The sequence below is a fragment of the Grimontia celer genome (genome assembly GCF_900055185.1).
Lineage (GTDB): Bacteria > Pseudomonadota > Gammaproteobacteria > Enterobacterales > Vibrionaceae > Enterovibrio > Enterovibrio celer.
Window position 1 is genome coordinate 867,014 of the sequence record NZ_FIZX01000001.1, and the last position, 17,619, is coordinate 884,632.

Annotated in this window: 15 protein-coding genes; 11 read left to right on the forward strand and 4 right to left on the reverse strand. The window is 48.2% G+C overall.

Going from position 1 to position 17,619, the window contains the following annotated elements:
• The first annotated feature begins 129 nt into the window (after positions 1-129).
• From GCE9029_RS03895 to GCE9029_RS03935, 10 genes are all read left to right on the forward strand, one after another.
• The gene (locus GCE9029_RS03895; protein ID WP_062661115.1) at positions 130-1,353 is read left to right on the forward strand and encodes an L-lactate MFS transporter; all 1,224 of its coding nucleotides are present in this window, start codon (positions 130-132) and stop codon (positions 1,351-1,353) included.
• A 283-nt stretch (positions 1,354-1,636) separates the two neighbouring features.
• The gene (locus tag GCE9029_RS03900) at positions 1,637-2,839 is read left to right on the forward strand and encodes an urea ABC transporter substrate-binding protein (protein WP_062661116.1); all 1,203 of its coding nucleotides are present in this window, start codon (positions 1,637-1,639) and stop codon (positions 2,837-2,839) included.
• Between the two features lie 18 nt (positions 2,840-2,857).
• On the forward strand, positions 2,858-3,724 hold the full coding sequence (locus tag GCE9029_RS03905) for a branched-chain amino acid ABC transporter permease (protein WP_062661117.1): 867 nt from the start codon (positions 2,858-2,860) through the stop codon (positions 3,722-3,724).
• A gap of 14 nt (positions 3,725-3,738) precedes the next feature.
• Positions 3,739-5,550 (forward strand): branched-chain amino acid ABC transporter ATP-binding protein/permease, encoded by a 1,812-nt coding sequence (locus GCE9029_RS03910; protein WP_062663115.1) that lies wholly within the window; start codon positions 3,739-3,741, stop codon positions 5,548-5,550.
• A complete protein-coding gene (locus GCE9029_RS03915; RefSeq protein WP_062661118.1) occupies positions 5,543-6,241 on the forward strand; it encodes an ABC transporter ATP-binding protein in 699 nt (232 codons plus the stop codon). Before GCE9029_RS03910 ends, GCE9029_RS03915 begins: the two co-directional genes overlap by 8 nt.
• A 4-nt stretch (positions 6,242-6,245) precedes the next feature.
• Positions 6,246-6,401, forward strand: coding sequence for a hypothetical protein (locus tag GCE9029_RS26280; protein ID WP_157487763.1), 156 nt, complete (start codon positions 6,246-6,248; stop codon positions 6,399-6,401).
• The gene (locus tag GCE9029_RS03920) at positions 6,385-7,761 is read left to right on the forward strand and encodes an amidase (RefSeq protein ID WP_062661119.1); all 1,377 of its coding nucleotides are present in this window, start codon (positions 6,385-6,387) and stop codon (positions 7,759-7,761) included. Before GCE9029_RS26280 ends, GCE9029_RS03920 begins: the two co-directional genes overlap by 17 nt.
• Positions 7,758-8,891 (forward strand): transporter substrate-binding domain-containing protein, encoded by a 1,134-nt coding sequence (locus tag GCE9029_RS03925; RefSeq protein WP_231870035.1) that lies wholly within the window; start codon positions 7,758-7,760, stop codon positions 8,889-8,891. Before GCE9029_RS03920 ends, GCE9029_RS03925 begins: the two co-directional genes overlap by 4 nt.
• A 62-nt stretch (positions 8,892-8,953) precedes the next feature.
• Positions 8,954-9,490, forward strand: a complete 537-nt coding sequence (locus GCE9029_RS03930; protein ID WP_231870073.1) for an ANTAR domain-containing response regulator — start codon at positions 8,954-8,956, stop codon at positions 9,488-9,490.
• 387 nt (positions 9,491-9,877) lie between these two features.
• A complete protein-coding gene (locus GCE9029_RS03935; protein WP_002541358.1) occupies positions 9,878-10,462 on the forward strand; it encodes an RNA polymerase sigma factor in 585 nt (194 codons plus the stop codon).
• Positions 10,463-10,557: 95 nt separating this feature from the next.
• Here the strand turns inward: GCE9029_RS03935 and GCE9029_RS03940 are convergent, their stop codons facing one another.
• The 4 genes from GCE9029_RS03940 to pabB form a co-directional block, all read right to left on the reverse strand.
• Positions 10,558-11,919, reverse strand: a complete 1,362-nt coding sequence (locus tag GCE9029_RS03940; protein ID WP_002541359.1) for an L-serine ammonia-lyase — start codon at positions 11,917-11,919, stop codon at positions 10,558-10,560.
• 224 nt (positions 11,920-12,143) lie between these two features.
• Positions 12,144-13,409: a serine/threonine transporter gene (locus tag GCE9029_RS03945; protein WP_062661121.1), complete on the reverse strand. Its 1,266-nt coding sequence runs from the start codon at positions 13,407-13,409 to the stop codon at positions 12,144-12,146.
• 202 nt (positions 13,410-13,611) lie between these two features.
• The gene (locus GCE9029_RS03950; protein WP_062661122.1) at positions 13,612-14,304 is read right to left on the reverse strand and encodes a CoA pyrophosphatase; all 693 of its coding nucleotides are present in this window, start codon (positions 14,302-14,304) and stop codon (positions 13,612-13,614) included.
• Between the two features lie 36 nt (positions 14,305-14,340).
• On the reverse strand, positions 14,341-15,693 hold the full coding sequence (gene pabB / locus GCE9029_RS03955) for an aminodeoxychorismate synthase component I (RefSeq protein WP_062661123.1): 1,353 nt from the start codon (positions 15,691-15,693) through the stop codon (positions 14,341-14,343).
• 317 nt (positions 15,694-16,010) lie between these two features.
• On the opposite strand from pabB, the gene GCE9029_RS03960 reads away from it, so the two are divergent.
• Positions 16,011-17,525, forward strand: coding sequence for a fumarate hydratase (locus GCE9029_RS03960; protein WP_002541364.1), 1,515 nt, complete (start codon positions 16,011-16,013; stop codon positions 17,523-17,525).
• Positions 17,526-17,619 lie beyond the last annotated feature (94 nt).

The window sequence follows — 17,619 nt, forward strand, 5'->3', positions numbered from 1 at the left end:
ATCTTCGCGGCTTTGATAATTAATTCATCAATTTAGTGAATCTAATTTTGCGGGGATGTTGGGTTGGGTGGCGCAGTAGGGGGCTTTTGCCGGCGACACCTTTTATTAATGAATTTATTGAGTCGTAACATGAACAAACTGAACAAAGCTACGGGCGTACTAGCAGCCGGTTTCTTTATCAATATGTGTATCGGCATCCTGTACGCGTGGTCTGTATTCAAACAGTCACTGGTAGAGCAGGGTTGGTCGAACGCAGATGCATCTATGCCTTACACCGTTGCAACCATCTGTTTTGCACTTTCTCTGCTGGTGGCGGGTAACCTGCAAGACCGTATGGGTCCTCGTAAAGTTCTGATCCTGGGTACCATCATGGTGGGTATCGGCATGATCGTATCTAGCTTTGCTTCATCTCCTATGACTCTGCTGCTGAGCTTTGGTGTGATCACCGGTTGTGGTATCGGCTTCGGCTACGCGTGTCTGTCTCCAGCGGCAATGAAGTGGTTCCACCCTTCTAAAAAGGGCATGGTTAACGGTCTGATCGCAGCAGGCTTCGGTCTGGCAGCGGTATACCTGGCGCCACTGACTTCTATGCTGATTGAAGGTTACGGCGTTCAGCAAAGCTTCCTGATCCTGGGTGTCGGTATTCTGGCTATCGCTGTTCCACTGGCGTGTACCATCAACAACCCACCTGCGGACTACACACCAGAAGCACCTGCTGGCTACGTAGCTAAAGCAGGCGCTGGCGACAACAACATGGGTTGGCGTGAAATGGTTAAGACTCCACAGTTCTACTCACTGTGGCTGATGTACGCACTGGCGTCTTCTGCGGGTCTGATGGTGATCGGTAATATCACTTCTATCGCGATTAACCAGTCTGATCTGACTCAAGTTGCGTTCCTTGTTGTTGTTCTGTCTATCTTCAACTCAGGCGGTCGTGTTGCTGCAGGTATCCTGTCTGACAAGATTGGTGGCCTGAAAACTCTGATGCTGGCGTTCATCATGCAAGGCATCAACATGATGATGTTTGCAACTTACAACACCGAGTTCACCCTGATGGTTGGTGCGGCTGTTGCAGGTGTAGGTTACGGCACACTGCTGGCAGTATTCCCATCTATCACTGCTGACTACTACGGCCTGAAAAACTACGGCGGTAACTACGGCGTGCTTTACACCGCATGGGGTGTGAGTGGTTTCATTGGTCCTGTTGTTGCTGCAACCGCAGTAGACATGACCGGCAACTACGTGATGGCATACACCATCTGTGCAGCAATGCTGGCTGTAGCAGTTGTTCTATCTTTCATTACGAAACCAGTGAAAGCAGAAGCAGCAAACGCTCAGAAAGTTGCAGCGTAATCGCTAACAACAAGCTTTTCAAAGCCCGCTTTATGCGGGCTTTTTCGTATTTAGAGTTCAAGACTCGCTTGACTCAAACTTAAATACAAAGCGCTATTGATAGTGTTGACAACAAAAATTTAACAAGTTAGTCTCTCGGTCGTGCGAAGTTGCACTCTGAAAATCGAAAGCCACGTAGCTGGATACTTGAAGAATTGTTCTTCTGGATCAGTGCGTGGTTTTTTGCGTTTCGGCTAGTCATTTTTCGAGTATTCAGCTCCCGATGAATTAAGGAGTTGGAAAAATGAAAAGGATTTTAACCGCAGCAAGTACGCTTTGTTTGGCCTTCAGCACTTATGTTAATGCTGAAGCGAAGGTTGGCGCTATTTACGACCTAACTGGAGGTCTGAATATCTATGGCATCCAGCAAAACAATGCACTGCAATTAGCAATCGAGCAGATTAACCAAGATGGCGGACTGCTCGGTCAGCCGGTTAAGATTGTCAGTTACGACGCGCAATCAGAACTGAACAAATATACTCAATTTACAAACACTGCGATTTTACGAGACAAGGTTAATGTCATATTTGCAGGCTTAACCAGTTCTTCACGAGAAGCTATTCGTCCTATCGTACGTCGTGCAAATATCCCTTATTTCTATTCTTCGCTTTATGAAGGTGGTGCCTGTGACAAACAGACATTTGTGACGGGTACTAGCGCATCTCAACAAATGTCAGTACTTATTGATTGGGCCATTAAGGAGTATGGGCCGAAAATCTATGTGATGGCACCTGATTATAACTTCGGCACTATTTCGTCCCACTGGGTTCGTGAGTTTGCAGAAACAAGTGGTGCAGAGGTCGTAGGACAGGACTTCTTACCTCTCACGGTAACGGACTATGCCCCAACCATTCAGAAAATTCAGTCTTTAAAACCTAATTTCGTTGTGGCTCTGCCGGTTGGTGCAAATCAAACTGGTTTCCTAGAACAATTTGCTGCGGCTGGTTTAAAAGAATCTATAGGTATTGTGTCAACTAACTATGGTTCAGGAAACCAGCAGGTTGTTGTTTCTCCAAGCGCAGGCAAAGGTATTGTTTCCAGTCAAGGTTACTTTCAGGAGGTCGACAACGAACGAAACAAACAGTTTGTTAATGCATGGCAGGCGAAATATGGAACAGACATCCCTATTGTTTCCGGTGCTGTCGATGTATGGAATGCTGTTAATTTGTGGGCAGCGGCTGTCAAACAAGCTAAATCAACAGACGCCAATGCGGTTATCGAAGCTCTTGAAAGCGGTGTTTCGATAGATTCACCGAATGGAAAAGTGTCGCTCTCTCCTGGTTCACACCACCTAAACCAAAACATCTACATCGCTCGAGGTAATGACGAGCATGGATTCGACATTATCAAAACGTTTGAAGATGTCGCTCCTGTGTACGAGAACGAAAAATGTGATCTGGTGAAACAGCCTCGTACGGCTAAGCACTTCAGTCCGGAAACCGAGTAGGATTGGGGGAAGTAGTTGATGGAATTCGATTATCTGGCGACAGTCTTACTGTCGTCCCTTTCCAGCGCTTCTATATTGCTGATCGCTACACTGGGTCTTGCCGTAGTTTTTGGGTTGATGGGAGTCATCAATCTGGCGCATGGAGAGTTCCTAATGATGGGGGCTTACTCTGCTTTGGTCGCGACGCAAATAGGGATTCCATATCCTCTGGCCATTCCTTTTGCAGTTCTGGTCACCATGGCATTTGGTGCGCTTGTTGAAGTCCTTATTATACGTCGCTTGTACGGCCGAATATTCGACACCATGTTGGCGACATGGGGCTTAAGCATCGTCATGTATCAGGTTGCTGTGCTGATCTTTGGCACAGTTACACCTGGGATAGGAATGCCTTCTTACCATATTGCGATTGGGGATTATCAACTCGCGCTTTATCCGATCATGATGATTCTTGTGGCAGCTGCAATGGCTGGATTTATCTACCTGCTCATGACCAAATCCTCCTACGGACGCAAAGCGCGTGCTGCTATTCAACAGCCCGACATGGCGAGGGCTATCGGTATTGAGTCGTCCCAAATCAATACCTTGACCTTTTCAGTCGGATGCGGTCTCGCGGGCTTTGCCGGGGCAATTTTGCTCCCTATCGTGCCTGCAACGCCATCTATGGGATTTGCGTTTGTCATTAAATCTTTCTTAGCCGTTGTTGTCGCCGGACCTGTAACGCTCACAGGGAGTGTTGTGACCGCTGTTGGTTTAGGTGGCGGCTCTTCTATCACAGCCAGCTTTTTAACTTCTGTTGCCGGAGACGTGTTCTTCTTTGTGCTTACCGCGGTTTTGCTATGGCTCTTTCCATTTGGGATTTCGTCTAAATGGCGGAAGAAGATGTAAATATGGATATCACAATGAATCAGAAACTATATAACACCAGTGGGTGGCTGTTTCCTGCGCTGTTTGTCTTCGCTGGGCTAGCGCTCGCAGGAAGTATTGACCCATACCTTGCTTATGTTGCTACTTCTTGGATTATTTTCGGAATATTAGGCTTAAGTCTGGACGTGGTGTGGGGGCGTGGTGGCTTTTTAAGCCTAGGGCAAACCGCTTTCTATGGTGTGGGCGGTTATCTGGGCAGTGTTGCTGCTATTAACTTGTCCCCTTTTACGGGGAATACACTGATTTGGTCACTTCCCGTTGGTGCGCTTTCGGGCGCATTGTTGGCAGCTTGCTTAGCGTGGATAATTTTTTACGCGAGAATGGGGCCGCTACAGAGCACGATTCTTTCATACACATTTACTTTGCTTCTGTGGTCATTAGCACAAACATTCAAGGTAGAAATTGGTAGTGCAGTCATTGGCGGTGACAACGGTATGTCAAGCATACCGAGTGTTGCTACAGACTTTGCCATTAACCCTGAGCCAATGTCGCTGAACTCAGTATTTGCGGTTGTCATAGTCATAGCGGCGTTTTGCTATTTTTGTACTTACTTCCTGATGAAAAGTCATTTCGGAAAAGTCGTAGATTGTATCCGGCTGGACGATCAAAAAGCTGAACTGCTTGGTTATGATATTCGCCGATATCAACTGATCACATTCAGCTACTCCGGCGCTATCGCTGGAATTGCAGGGGCATTATTTGGCGCTTGGTCGAACTACCTGAATCCTTCTATCTTCTCAGTACAAGAAGCCTTGCTGGTTCCTATCTATGTTCTGGTTGGCGGGATTTCCACACTCGCGGGCCCTTTTGTCGGTGCCATCATGATTGGTGGTTTGTCATTCTGGCTTGGTGGCGGCGCTGTCGGTGGGCAAACAACTCTGATACTAGGCGTTACCCTTATTGTTCTGGTGCTGTTTTTGCGGAACGGTGTACTAGGTGCGTTCAACCTTCTTTGGAAACGAATCCTACCTGATCAAAACGACGCGGCACTCCAAAGTAGCAGTGTGAACTTCTGTGAGAAAAAGTTGGCAAACCTCCAAAAAGCCTGTGCTGAGAACGCGAGACAATCAATGACGTTGTCGACGGATAAAGCATACAAGAAGTTTGGTGGTGTCGTGCCAGTCAATGAAGTTAGCCTCGCCTTTTCTGCTGGAAATCCATACGCATTGATCGGGCCAAATGGTGCCGGAAAGAGCTCGTTCCTCAAAACTTGTGCTGGGATTTATCTTCCGGAAAGTGGTGCGGTATTTCTGAATAACACAGAGATAACGCACAAGCCGATATTTCAGCGGGTAAAGCTCGGTATGGGCATTAAAAACCAAAAGCCTCAGGTCTTTGGGGAGAAAACGGTCAAAGAAAACCTCTGGATAGCGGGATATGCCTCTAATCGAGATGAGAAGTTCGCCAATACGATTAGTGAAATTGTTTTGGACTTTCTGGGTTTCGAACAACAAAGAAATGTCCAAGCATCCGCACTTTCTCATGGACAACAGCAGTGGCTGGATATCGGTATGGTGCTATGCCTTGCGCCTAAAGTCATTCTTCTCGACGAACCCGCAGCTGGTATGACAAACGATGAGACCAGACAGCTTTCTGAGCTTGTAAAAAGCTTATCGAAGTACATGACCGTGCTTCTGGTAGAACACGATATGGACTTTGTCCGGTCGCTGGACGGCAATGTCACGGTATTGCACATGGGCAGTGTGTTTGCTGAGGGCTCTGTGGAATCTCTAAGGGAAGACGAGAGAGTGCTCGATATCTATTTAGGGAGGAAAGAATATGCTTGAGGTGATTGAAGCCAAAGGGGGATATGCAAAAACCACTATCATCCGTGATGTTTCCATCAAGGTGCAAGAGGGGGAAGTCGTTGCGCTAATGGGAAGAAATGGCGTAGGCAAATCGACACTTATGCGCTATATCACGAGCCTCATTCCTTCCAAAGGGGGCAGTGTCTGGATCAATGGGGAAGACGCGCCTGCTTCAACAGTAAAAAGAGCCAGAATGGGGCTTGGATACGTGCCTCAGGGGCGTTTTGTTTTTGAGCGGATGACAGTATCAGAGAACATTGTGGTAGCGGCTGAAGCCCAAGGCCATAACGCAAAAGCTGCACTGGAAACCGCTTACGACTACTTCCCACTCATTAAAGCGAAAGCCAATGATTTGGCGGGCGGCCTTTCTGGAGGACAACAGCAAATTTTGGCTATGGCCCGTGCATTAGCGACTCAGCCTAAGTTTGTGTTGTTGGATGAACCCACTGAGGGCGTCCAGCCCTCTATCGTTGGAGACATGGCTGACATTTTGTTGAGAGTTTCCAAGGAGATGAATATTGGAGTTCTTGTGGCTGAGCAGAATCTGGATTTCTGTTTCTCAGCGGCATCAAGAGCTTATGTTATGTCCAAAGGTGGGATTCAGTTAGAAACCGATACAGCAAGCCTTCGTAAAAACAAAGAGCTACAGATGGAACTGCTGGGAGTGTGAACTTATGGAAAAGAGAAGGTTTAAGCGCAGCGAGAGAGAAACAGATATTGAAAAAACACTCAAGCGTATTCGGGGAGGTTTCAAGAAATACAATAAGTTGCTGACTGAAGAGCCTATTCACCTTTTTTCTCCGGAGGCTCTTTATGAAAAGTCAAAATAGAACCGTTGCGGAACAAGTCGAATCGCTTTTCCGTTGTAATGCGACTCCGGTTGATTTAGCTCATGACGTCATTGATCGTGCGAGTGAGTGCATTGGCTTAAATGCCTTTGTGTCATTGGATCCTGATCACGTGGTTACCCAGGCGAAGCAGTCAGATTTGAGAAGACGGCGAGGCAGACCATTAAGTCCGATCGATGGTGTTCCCATTGCAGTAAAGGACAATTTTTTAACTCAGGATTATCCGACCACGGCTTGCTCAAACGTGGGTCCTGGTGGGCAGCCAAATGAAGATGCTACGGTCGTGGCCAATTTGAGAGCTGCCGGTGCAGTTATTGTTGGTAAGACAAATATGCATGAATGGGCTTATGGGGCAACCAATACGTATTCGCGGTTTGGTGCGACTATCAACCCACATAATGAAGACTGTATTTCTGGAGGAAGTAGTGGCGGCTCTGGAGCTGCGGTCGCAGCAGGAATTGTCGGTGCCGCGCTAGGAAGTGACACTGGAGGTTCTGTGAGAATTCCAGCCAGTGCCTGCGGGGTTTATGGCTTTAAACCATCTTACGGTCGAGCATCTCGGCACGGGGTATTGGCCTTGAGCTGGTCTTTGGATGCTCCTGGTTTGCTGTCATCGAGCATTGACGATATACCGTTGCTATTACCTTATTTCCTGGGGGTTGATAAACGTGACCCGACGACATCGAACGCGAAGCCTTTTTCGAGAGTGCAAAATATCGATGATTTCAAACTGATCAATTTGGTTGGTACTGGATTAGAGCGTTCCGAAGAAGTGGGTCAGGCGTTGGAAAAAGTATTGGGCAACATATCTTCAAATGCGTTGTCGGCAACTATTCCTGATATTCAAAGCTTTTTTTGCGCATGGGAAACAATTCTTCATTGTGAGGCTTCCTCCTTTCACGATGAACGCATGAAGCTGTATCTCGACAAGTTTGGCGAAACAATGCAAAGCCATTTGCTGGCTGGCCAGGAAATTACTGGTGTAGAACTTCTTTATGCCCAACGACTTCGTTCAAAATTTTTGAATATTTTGATTAACCAGCTTCCTTACTGGGACGCGTTAGTGTTGCCGACTTTGCCCGTAGTCGCTCCACGTTTTGGCGAGCAAACCCAAATGTTTGGCGACAGGGTCGTATCGACTCAGGACAGCATGACATGGTTTTGTTGGCTAGGTAATTTGGCGGGGTTACCCGCAATCTCAATTCCTGTGGCTACGTCATCATCCGGATTGCCAATTGGGTTAATGCTAATGGGCAGGCCGGGAGAAGATGAAAAGCTTTTATCGATAGCCAAAAGTATCGATAAATCGGTGGGCTACACTCAAAGGGTATGGAATCAATGATTGTGAAGATAGGCGTACTTTTTTCTCAAAGTGGCCCCATGTCAGTGACAGAACAGGCTCATATCCAAGGTGTGCTTCTCGCTTGCGCTGAAATCAATGAGCAGGCAGAAGAAGATGGGTTCACATTTGAGCCGGTTATTCTGAACCCGGATGGAAATGACCAAGATTATGCCCGTTTAGCCACGGAGCTTATGCTCGAACATCGCGTTGCAGCTATCTTTGGCTGTTGTCTGTCGAGTAGCAGGAAGGCTGTTTTACCTGTTATTGATAGATTCAATGGCATTCTTTTGTACCCCTCGGTTTATGAGGGGTTCGAATTCTCGCCAAACGTCATATATGGAGGGGCCGTGCCTAATCAGGTCGTCCTTCCTCTTTTGGAATATATTTTTAAGAATCATGGAAAACGTATTGCCCTAGTAGGCTCAGATACGCTTTACGCAAGAGAAGTTAACCGGATTGTGAAAGAGTTCCTGACAGAAAGTGGTGGATCTGTGGTCTGTGAGCGTTACTTTCCATTCGACGCTGAGATTGAAGATTTCCAACCGGTGCTTTGTATGCTGAAAGAGAGTGGGGTGGATGCCATCATTTCTACAGTGGTAGGGAATGATAGCGTTGTGTTTTACGAAAGCTTCCATTCTGTTGGCATAGATGGCAGACAAGTACCTATTGCTTCTTTAACGACAACCGAGTCTGAGCTTGCTCAGGTATCTGAGAAAGCCAGAGCAGGACACGTATCGGTCGCACCATATTTTTCGAGCATCGAAAGTGCTGAGAATCGGATGTTTTTGAAAGCCTACCGATCAAGATTTGGAAAAGATGCTCAACCGTCGGTATATAGTGAAATTTGTTATGTTCAGGTTCACATGCTGGCAAAGGCAATAAGGCGCGCTTCGGACCTCTCTACAGAAGGCATACTAACCGCACTTTCAGGGTCTGTATTGAACAGTCCTTCCGGGGACAAGTACCTTGATCCCATGACACAGCATTTCTCCCACAAACCACAAATTGGTGTTGCATCCGAAAGTGGGGTATTTGACGTGGTATGGAGCGGTAAAAGTCCTGTTGCACCGGATCCTTACCTTGTCTCATATGACAGGACGGTAAGTACAACTTCGGAGAGTGACGCATAGTGGGTAAGGTAGTAGCACGTCATGATGAAGATCTTCTTCGAAAGCTGAGGAGGATGAAGGTGATGCTTATTCACCCTCATGACGGAGAAAAAGATGGCTTTCTTGCTCATTTGAAACGTATTGGTTGCCAGGTAGAAAGTGCCTGGCCACCTCCTCAGACGCTTCCAGACCATATTGATGTTGTTCTATTTCTGGTCCAGAAATCCTATGACAAGGAAGCCTGCAGTTGGATGTCTTCCGAAAGCACCATAGCGAAAATCGCGATCATCGACTTTGAAACGCCTGAGATACTTAATGCTTTGGAGCGGCAAAACATTCATGGTGTCCTTTCCAAGCCAATTAGGCTCTTTGGTGTATTGGCAGTGCTTACAACCGCTATTGGTGTGGCCAGTCATGAGGCGAGACTTCGACAACGGATAGAATCTTTGGATGAGACACTGAAAGCGAGAAGAAAAGTGGAAAGGGCTGTCGCCATTCTTGCAGAAAGCCGGAATATTTCAGAGGAAGAAGCATATAAACGGATCAGGAGAAAAGCACAAGATTCAAGGCAAAGCATTGCTCAGCTCGCCGATGCAATCATTGATTCTGACGGTCTTTAGCTGTTCTAACTCTGCTTGTTCGAACCAACCCTCCCTCTCTTTATAAACCCCATCCAGAGAAATTCAAAAAGCCTCAGACGGCTCTTCATAAACCACTATAGTCATATGCAAATCCGAGGTCTGACCTTAGACCAGAGCTGATAATGTGTTCCACGGGTGAGACTTTCTGAGACATTCTAAAGTCGCAACTTTCTTAGGGTAATTGAACGCTGTTCTAAATCAGTGCCAATAAGTGATTGATAATAAAACGCTGTTCAATAACAGTGATGAATAACTGGTCAGATTTGTTGGTTTATTCAGGCATTTTTGAATAGAAAACACTGTTTGATTGTTCAGTTTGCATTGGCTAGGTTGTGTTCACCACTCGAATACCAGGAGGGTATTAACATGCATTCAGTGGATTCAACCTGTATTAAAAACAGTGAGCGTGAACAGATAGCTAAGATTCAGGCGGGGCACCCGTTAGCCCGCAACTACTTCGACCAACTGGTCGCGAGCTACCTGTCACCATTACATCGTCGATGCATGGCATGGTTAGGTTGTCCTTATGACGCGGATGACGTGTTGCAAGAAACCTTGGTGCGGAGTTTCCGCTACATCCACGCCTATCGCGGCGAAGCTGCATTCAGAAGCTGGTTATATGCGATTGCAGACAATCAGTGCAGAAGCTATTTGAAGAAGCGTGCGACACACTCGCAACGTTTCGTTTCAGACGAGTTGCAAGAGGAAGTTGGCGTTGAAGAGAAGTGTCCTGTGACCTCAGAACAGGGAATTTCAAATTCAGTGCAATCATTGGCTAAAACCGCACAGGAAATCCTTGTGCTGCGTTTTGAACATGACCTCTCGCTCGAAGAAATCAGTAACGTCCTCGGCCTTGGCCTGAGTGCGACGAAAATGCGTCTCTATCGCGCCATTGATGCGGCAGAGAAGCATGTGCTGAAGAACGAGGAGGGCCTGCTTGCAACGGCTTGAAATTCGAATAGCAAATCGTGAATAAAGAAAACCGCCTACTTGGGCGGTTTTCTTTTTTGTACCTTAAGGTCAAAGGACCCTGTCACCAAACGCGATTAGCAAATCACTTTGATTGCCAAACCACCCTGAGAGGTTTCGCGGTACTTCGCGTTCATGTCTTTACCGGTTTCCAGCATGGTTTCGATAACCTTATCCAGAGAAACACGTGGCTCAGAAGAACGGCGCAGCGCCATACGGGTTGAGTTGATGGCTTTCATTGCAGCAATACCATTACGCTCGATACATGGAACCTGTACCTGACCTGCAACAGGGTCACACGTCAGACCCAGGTTGTGCTCCATACCGATTTCCGCAGCGATACACACTTGTTGTGGGCTACCACCCATCAGCTCTGCAAGACCCGCTGCTGCCATTGAACACGCAACACCAACTTCGCCCTGACAACCTACTTCCGCACCAGAGATAGATGCGTTTTGCTTGTACAGGCCACCAATCGCGCCAGAAACCGCAAAGTAACGGGTGTACTCACGTGGGCTTACGGTTTGGATGAACTTGTCATAGTAAGCCAGAACCGCAGGGATGATGCCACATGCGCCGTTAGTTGGTGCGGTTACCACACGGCCGCCCGCTGCGTTTTCTTCGTTAACGGCAAACGCGAACATGTTTACCCAGTCAACCACTGCCATTGGGTCGTTCGAGAACTTCTCGGTAGACAGAAGCTGTTGGCGGAGCGCTGCCGCACGACGTGGAACACGCAGTGGACCAGGCAGCACGCCTTCGTTGTTCATGCCGCGATCCAGACACTCACGCATGGTGCGCCACACGTTACCGAAGTAGGTTTCGATTTCATCTTCAGTATGCATGGCACGCATGTTTGCCATGACAACCGCACTGATTGACAGACCAGTCTCTTTACAATGGTTAAGAAGCTCTTCTGCGCTGTTGAACTCGTAAGGAACAGCAACTTTATTTTCGTCTTCTTTGCCGAAGTTCTCTTCGTCAACGATGAAACCACCACCGATAGAGTAGTAAGTCTTGGCGTAGGCTTTCTCTTCACCAGACCAAGCAGTGATGGTCATACCGTTCTCGTGCAGAGGCAGGTTAGTGGTGTGGAAGTTCATACCGCCTTCACGTGGGAAGTCGACAGTGTGAAGTTGGATACCTACTGGCAGACGTTCGGTTTCTTCAACACGCGCGATGAAGCCAGGAATGCTGTCGATATCAACGTTCTCTGGAGAGTTGCCCGCCAGGCCCATGATGATAGCCACATCAGTGTGGTGACCTTTACCGGTCAGAGACAGAGAACCATAGACATCCACAGTGATCTTGGTGATGTCCTGCAGCTTCTCCATGCGGGTCAGATCGTCGATGAATGATTTACCGGCTTTCATTGGGCCAACAGTGTGCGAGCTGGAAGGACCTACGCCGATTTTGTAGATATCAAAAACGCTGATCATGTGTCATACCTCAGTCAATGCCCGTGGTTTACGTGGACGGGCATTTGGATTAATTCGTTTATATCCATCCGTGGAGGTGACATGTTGCTGAGCCGATATACCCTAGGTTTTGCTGACCTTAAATGTTAGGTATTTACCTTTCCGTGGCTCAGTGAAAAAAGCAAAAAAGAGCAAGGAATTTAAGCATCCTTGCTCTTTTGGGGCTGTGCATTCTACACGATTTATTAGGCGATGAAACCGTACATAATCGCTGAAATCGCTACCATACCCATGAAAGTGACGAAGATGTTGCTCGCCTTACCGCCGTACTTCTGCATAGACGGTACTTTCTTGATAGCGTACATCGGCATGATAAACAGAATGGTCGCGATGATTGGGCCACCCAGTGACTCGATCATACCCAGAATGCTTGGGTTGATGGTTGCAACAATCCAGCTGGTGATGATAACGAATGCCACGGTGAACATATCGATTTTCTTCATGTTCACTTGCTTACCGCGAGAGCGCAGTTGCTTAATGATGATACCGTTCAGACCTTCACGTGCACCCATGTAGTGACCGAAGAAAGAAGAAACGATAGCAACGAAGGCAACAACTGGACCCAGATAAGAGATGAATGGGCTTTCATGTTTGTTCGCCAGGTAAGACAGAACCGCCAGGTTTTGTGCTTTTGCTTCTGCCAGATCAGCAGGCGTCAGGCTCAGAACACAAGAGAATACGAACAGCATGACGAAACCAAGCAGCATGCCCGAGGTGCGGAACAGGATTTGGTTTGATTTACGCTCAGCGTTGTCACCGTAGTCGCGGGTCTGTGCCATAGAGAACGCAGAGATCGCAGGGCTGTGGTTGAACGCGAAAACCAGAACTGGGATAGAGATCCACAGGGTGGTCATGAAATCACCCGCTGTAGGAATTTGCTGCAGTGCAGACATGTTCCAGTCAGGGATCAGGTAGATAGACATGAACAGCAGGATGGCAACCAGAGGGTAAACCAGGAACTGAGTCACTTTCAGCATCAGTTTCTCACCCGCCAGCATGACTGACATCATACCCATGATCAGGATGATAGACAGAACAGCGCGTGGCAGAGATTCCATGCCAAGCTGGTTAACCATGAAAGAGTCAACAGTGTTGGTGATACCAACACCGTAAATCAGAACGATCGGGTAAATCGCGAAAAAGTAAAGCAGAGTGATGAGTTTACCCGCAGTCGCGCCGAAGTGCTCTTCAACCACTTCAGTGATGTCGCTGCCTGGCTTCTTAGAAGACAGAACGAAACGTGCAAGGCCACGGTGAGCCAGATAAGTCATAGGACCAACCAGGATTGCCAGGGCAACCAGAGGCCAGAAACCGTTCAGACCAGCGTTAATAGGAAGGAACAGAATACCTGCACCTACCGCTGTACCAAACAGAGATAGCATCCAGGTGGTGTCTTGAGCAGACCACTTCATTTTGTCTGCGCTCGAAGTCGTGGTTGACTGAGTTTGCATCGTTTAATCACCAAAAATAATACGGAACAGATCGGGAACTGATGCGTATTGTTTACATTTTTTTCACTGTAAACTGTGATGGAGATCATTTTTGTGGCAACAATATTTCGTGCGACGAATTTATTTGATCTCACCACATTCACATTTTTTATGGTTTAAAAACGTTGTTTAAAGACCCTAAAAAAAGTTTAGGTATTAAAAATTAGTTGAGGGAAAGTTGCTGGCTGAGGGCATGAAGTATCTGAGCCGTAACACCCCAGATCAGGTGGTTTTCATAGCTCATGGCGTAGATGTGGTAGGTGTTACCACGAACATGGAAAGGTTGCTTGGTGATGGCGTCGCGTCTCAAAAATTGAGCGAGTGGCACCTCAAAAAGGCTGTGAACCTCATTGGCATCCAGCACGGGTGTGTAATCGGCATCCACAAAAGCGATAACAGGCGTAACAAGGTAGCCGCTGACGGTTGGAAGTGGCGCTAAGCAGCCAAGGAGATGTGCTCTGTCAGTGGTGACGCCAATCTCTTCTTCCATTTCACGGATTGCCGTTTCGACGATATCCGTGTCCGATTCTTCGACTTTACCACCGGGGAAGCTAATTTGGCCTGGGTGATGTTTCAAATGCGTTGCGCGTTTGGTTAACAAGACATGAAGTTCGCCATCACGTTCTGCAAGGGCGATCATCACAGCGGCAGGACGAAGATCTGGTGATCCTTCCCGACGTATGGCATCGGTCGCACGTTGAATCACGCGTTTGTCGTAATGGTAACTGGGGCTCAGGCTAAAACGCTGTACTAACCAATGGCGGGAGAGGGGACGCATCGGGCTTTGGCGTGTCTGATGCGCCAGAATTGCTGGTTGCTGTAGCGAGGTGTTATCCATCCATGGTGTTTTTAACATGCGTCCTACCTAGTTCTGAATGCGCTGTACCGCCTCTTATGAAGACAGCACAGGAAGAATCCGACTGAGCTTGTCGAGTGTTTCCTGATACTCCGATGCCGCCTCACTGTCTGCGACCACGCCGCCGCCAGCCCAGGCATAAATGTGCTGCTGATGGCAGACCAGCGTACGAATCGTAATGCTGGTGTCCATGGTGCCACAACGACTCAAGTAGCCAATGCTGCCACAGTAAATGCTGCGTCGATGCGGCTCCAGCTCCTCGATGATCTCCATAGCGCGTACTTTTGGTGCGCCAGTTATCGATCCACCGGGAAAACAGGCACGGAGCAAATCTTCGCCGTACTTATCATCAGAAAGCGTTCCCGTTACGGTACTGACCATATGATGGACGGCCGGAAATGTCTCAATATCAAAAAGTTTAGGTACATTTACCGAACCTGGCGAGGCCACACGGCCAATATCATTGCGAAGAAGGTCAACAATCATCAGGTTTTCGGCGCGATCTTTCTGTGCGTTCTTCAAGCAATGGATGTTTGCCGCATCCACTGCAGCGTCGTTGTGGCGAGGGCGGGTGCCTTTAATTGGCTTGGTTTCAATCTCTCTGCCATGCAACTGCAAGAAGCGTTCTGGAGAGACAGAAAGAATGGCAGAATCTTCCAAACGAATAAAGCCAGAGAAGGGCGCGCCATTGGTTTTGGCCAGCTTTTGATAGGCTTCCCACTCGCTGCCTTGGTAAGGCGCTTCAAAGCGTTGAGCAAGATTGATTTGGTAACAATCACCCGACGTTAGATACGCCTGCACACGGTCGAACTTCTCTTCATAGGTTTCCGGCGTCATGTTCGCCTGCCATTCACCTTTCAAAGAGAATGCTGAGGCTTCTGCTTCCTGATGGCCTTCTAGCCATGAAAGTCGGTTTTCACCCTCAGGTTGGATCAGCACCAGCTTTTTCTCTTTATGGTCTGCAATCACTGCCCAGTCATAAATACCCACAGCCATATCTGGAATGTCGATATCGCGGGTAGCCAGCTCAGGCAAAGTTTCTACCTGACGGCCAAGGTCATAAGCGAAATAGCCCAATGCCCCGCCGAGGAATGGCCAAGGTGCGATAGGCTCTGTGCGAGGTAAAAGTGAAAGCTGAAGTGCGTGCAATTCTTCGAACGGATCAGTCTCGCTGGATGCGGTGCGACCGTCACGATACCAAATGCGGTTTATGCCGTTTTCACTGCAAAGCGTCGCGATGGGGTCCGCCACTAGAATATCAAAGCGGTTATCCGGATGTTTTTCCGCTGCAGACTGCAGCAGCATTGCCCAAGGTTGGGATTCAATACGGGAAAAAAGCGACGTGAGTGCTGATGGCGAGTACTCAAGAAACTGCAGAGTGATAGGCATTCGTCTCGATTCGGTCATTTTCGTGTTTTTGTGATCGGCATTGAAGCGTCTGTTGGCGCTAAATCGGCCGTAAGAGTATCATAATCGTGGCTTTTAAAGCTAAGTTTGGAAAGTGAAAAATCAAGCGGCGAAAAGTCATTCGCCCAAACAAGGACGCGAGAGGGTCGCTTCTCTGGCAAAGCTGCCGAATAAGAGAAAGCGGCCTACTATTTTGTAATACCTATACGTAATACAAAGCTCGACTGGAAGCACTGTTTAGCCCGCATTGATAAGTGAGCGAACAGCGCCAAGGAATCATAAAAATTAAAGAGGCAACTATGACTGTCATTCGTAAGGAAGATGTCATCGACAGTGTCGCTGACGCCCTACAGTACATCTCCTACTATCACCCTATCGATTTTGTTCAAGCCCTCGAAAAGGCGTACGAAAAAGAGCAAAGCCAAGCGGCAAAAGACGCCATCGCCCAAATTCTGATCAACTCCCGCATGTCAGCAGAAGGCAAACGCCCAATCTGTCAGGACACGGGCATTGTCACCTGCTTCGTGAACATCGGCATGGATGTTCAGTGGGAAAGCGACCTCACCGTTCAACAAATGGTCGATGAAGGTGTACGCCGCGCATACAACAACCCAGACAACCCACTGCGTGCCTCTGTGGTTGCAGACCCAGCGGGTACCCGTAAGAACACCAAAGACAACACTCCAGCGGTTGTTCACATCAACATGGTGCCGGGTGACAAAGTGGAAATTCAAATCGCGGCGAAAGGCGGCGGTTCTGAAAACAAAACCAAGATGGTAATGCTCAACCCATCTGACGATGTAGCAGCGTGGGTAGAGAAAACCCTGCCAACCATGGGGGCAGGCTGGTGTCCACCGGGTATGCTCGGCATTGGTATTGGCGGTACAGCAGAGAAAGCCGCTGTGCTGGCAAAAGAATCTCTGATGGAACACATCGACATTCAAGAACTGATTGACCGTGGCCCAGAAAACGCAGAAGAAGAGCTTCGCCTTGATATCTTCAATCGCGTGAACAAACTGGGTATCGGCGCACAAGGCCTTGGCGGCTTAACCACCGTTGTTGATGTGAAAATCAAAACCGCGCCGACGCACGCAGCGTCTAAGCCTGTGTGTTTGATCCCTAACTGTGCCGCGACTCGCCACGTTCACTTCACCCTTGATGGTTCAGGCCCAGCCGACCTTCAGCCGCCAAAACTGGAAGAGTGGCCAGAAGTCACCTGGGAAGTGGGCGAAAACGTTCGTCGTGCAAACCTGGATGAAGTCACTAAAGAAGACATCCAAGAGTGGAAGACAGGTGAAACGGTTCTGCTTTCAGGCAAAATCCTGACCGGTCGTGATGCCGCACACAAACGCATTCAGGAAATGCTGAACAGCGGTCAAGGCTTGCCAGATGGCGTGGACTTCAACGGACGCTTCATTTACTACGTAGGCCCTGTAGATGCAGTGGGCGATGAAGCTGTTGGCCCTGCAGGCCCAACCACTTCAACCCGTATGGACAAGTTCACTGACATGATGCTGAGCGAAACTGGTCTTATCGGCATGATTGGTAAGGCAGAGCGCGGCCCTGCAACGGTTGAATCCATCAAAGAACACAAAGCGGTATACCTGATGGCCGTTGGCGGCGCTGCTTACCTTGTTGCAAAAGCCATCAAGAAAGCACGTGTTGTAGCGTTCGAAGATTTGGGTATGGAAGCGATTTACGAGTTTGATGTCGTAGATATGCCAGTGACCGTTGCCGTCGATTCGCGCGGTGACAACGCCCACCAAATCGGCCCAGACACCTGGAAGGTGAAAATCGCCGAAATGGAAGGCTAAGCCCAAACGGCATCTGCTTGAAAACCAATAAAACCGCAGCCTAGGCCGCGGTTTTTGTTTGTCGATTGCTTGAGGTTGATCGTAGAAGTATTGC

What these genes read in the sequence shown, in the direction of transcription:
- GCE9029_RS03895 (WP_062661115.1), top strand. Translation starts at nt 130, where the DNA reads ATGAACAAACTGAACAAAGCTACGGGCGTACTAGCAGCCGGTTTCTTT.
- GCE9029_RS03905 (WP_062661117.1), top strand. Translation starts at nt 2,858, where the DNA reads ATGGAATTCGATTATCTGGCGACAGTCTTACTGTCGTCCCTTTCCAGC.
- pabB (WP_062661123.1), bottom strand. Translation starts at nt 15,693, where the DNA reads ATGCCTATCACTCTGCAGTTTCTTGAGTACTCGCCATCAGCACTCACG.
- GCE9029_RS03960 (WP_002541364.1), top strand. Translation starts at nt 16,011, where the DNA reads ATGACTGTCATTCGTAAGGAAGATGTCATCGACAGTGTCGCTGACGCC.
- GCE9029_RS03920 (WP_062661119.1), top strand. Translation starts at nt 6,385, where the DNA reads ATGAAAAGTCAAAATAGAACCGTTGCGGAACAAGTCGAATCGCTTTTC.
- GCE9029_RS03940 (WP_002541359.1), bottom strand. Translation starts at nt 11,919, where the DNA reads ATGATCAGCGTTTTTGATATCTACAAAATCGGCGTAGGTCCTTCCAGC.
- GCE9029_RS03950 (WP_062661122.1), bottom strand. Translation starts at nt 14,304, where the DNA reads ATGTTAAAAACACCATGGATGGATAACACCTCGCTACAGCAACCAGCA.
- GCE9029_RS03915 (WP_062661118.1), top strand. Translation starts at nt 5,543, where the DNA reads ATGCTTGAGGTGATTGAAGCCAAAGGGGGATATGCAAAAACCACTATC.
- GCE9029_RS03930 (WP_231870073.1), top strand. Translation starts at nt 8,954, where the DNA reads ATGCTTATTCACCCTCATGACGGAGAAAAAGATGGCTTTCTTGCTCAT.
- GCE9029_RS03925 (WP_231870035.1), top strand. Translation starts at nt 7,758, where the DNA reads ATGATTGTGAAGATAGGCGTACTTTTTTCTCAAAGTGGCCCCATGTCA.
- GCE9029_RS03935 (WP_002541358.1), top strand. Translation starts at nt 9,878, where the DNA reads ATGCATTCAGTGGATTCAACCTGTATTAAAAACAGTGAGCGTGAACAG.
- GCE9029_RS03900 (WP_062661116.1), top strand. Translation starts at nt 1,637, where the DNA reads ATGAAAAGGATTTTAACCGCAGCAAGTACGCTTTGTTTGGCCTTCAGC.
- GCE9029_RS03910 (WP_062663115.1), top strand. Translation starts at nt 3,739, where the DNA reads ATGAATCAGAAACTATATAACACCAGTGGGTGGCTGTTTCCTGCGCTG.
- GCE9029_RS03945 (WP_062661121.1), bottom strand. Translation starts at nt 13,409, where the DNA reads ATGCAAACTCAGTCAACCACGACTTCGAGCGCAGACAAAATGAAGTGG.
- GCE9029_RS26280 (WP_157487763.1), top strand. Translation starts at nt 6,246, where the DNA reads ATGGAAAAGAGAAGGTTTAAGCGCAGCGAGAGAGAAACAGATATTGAA.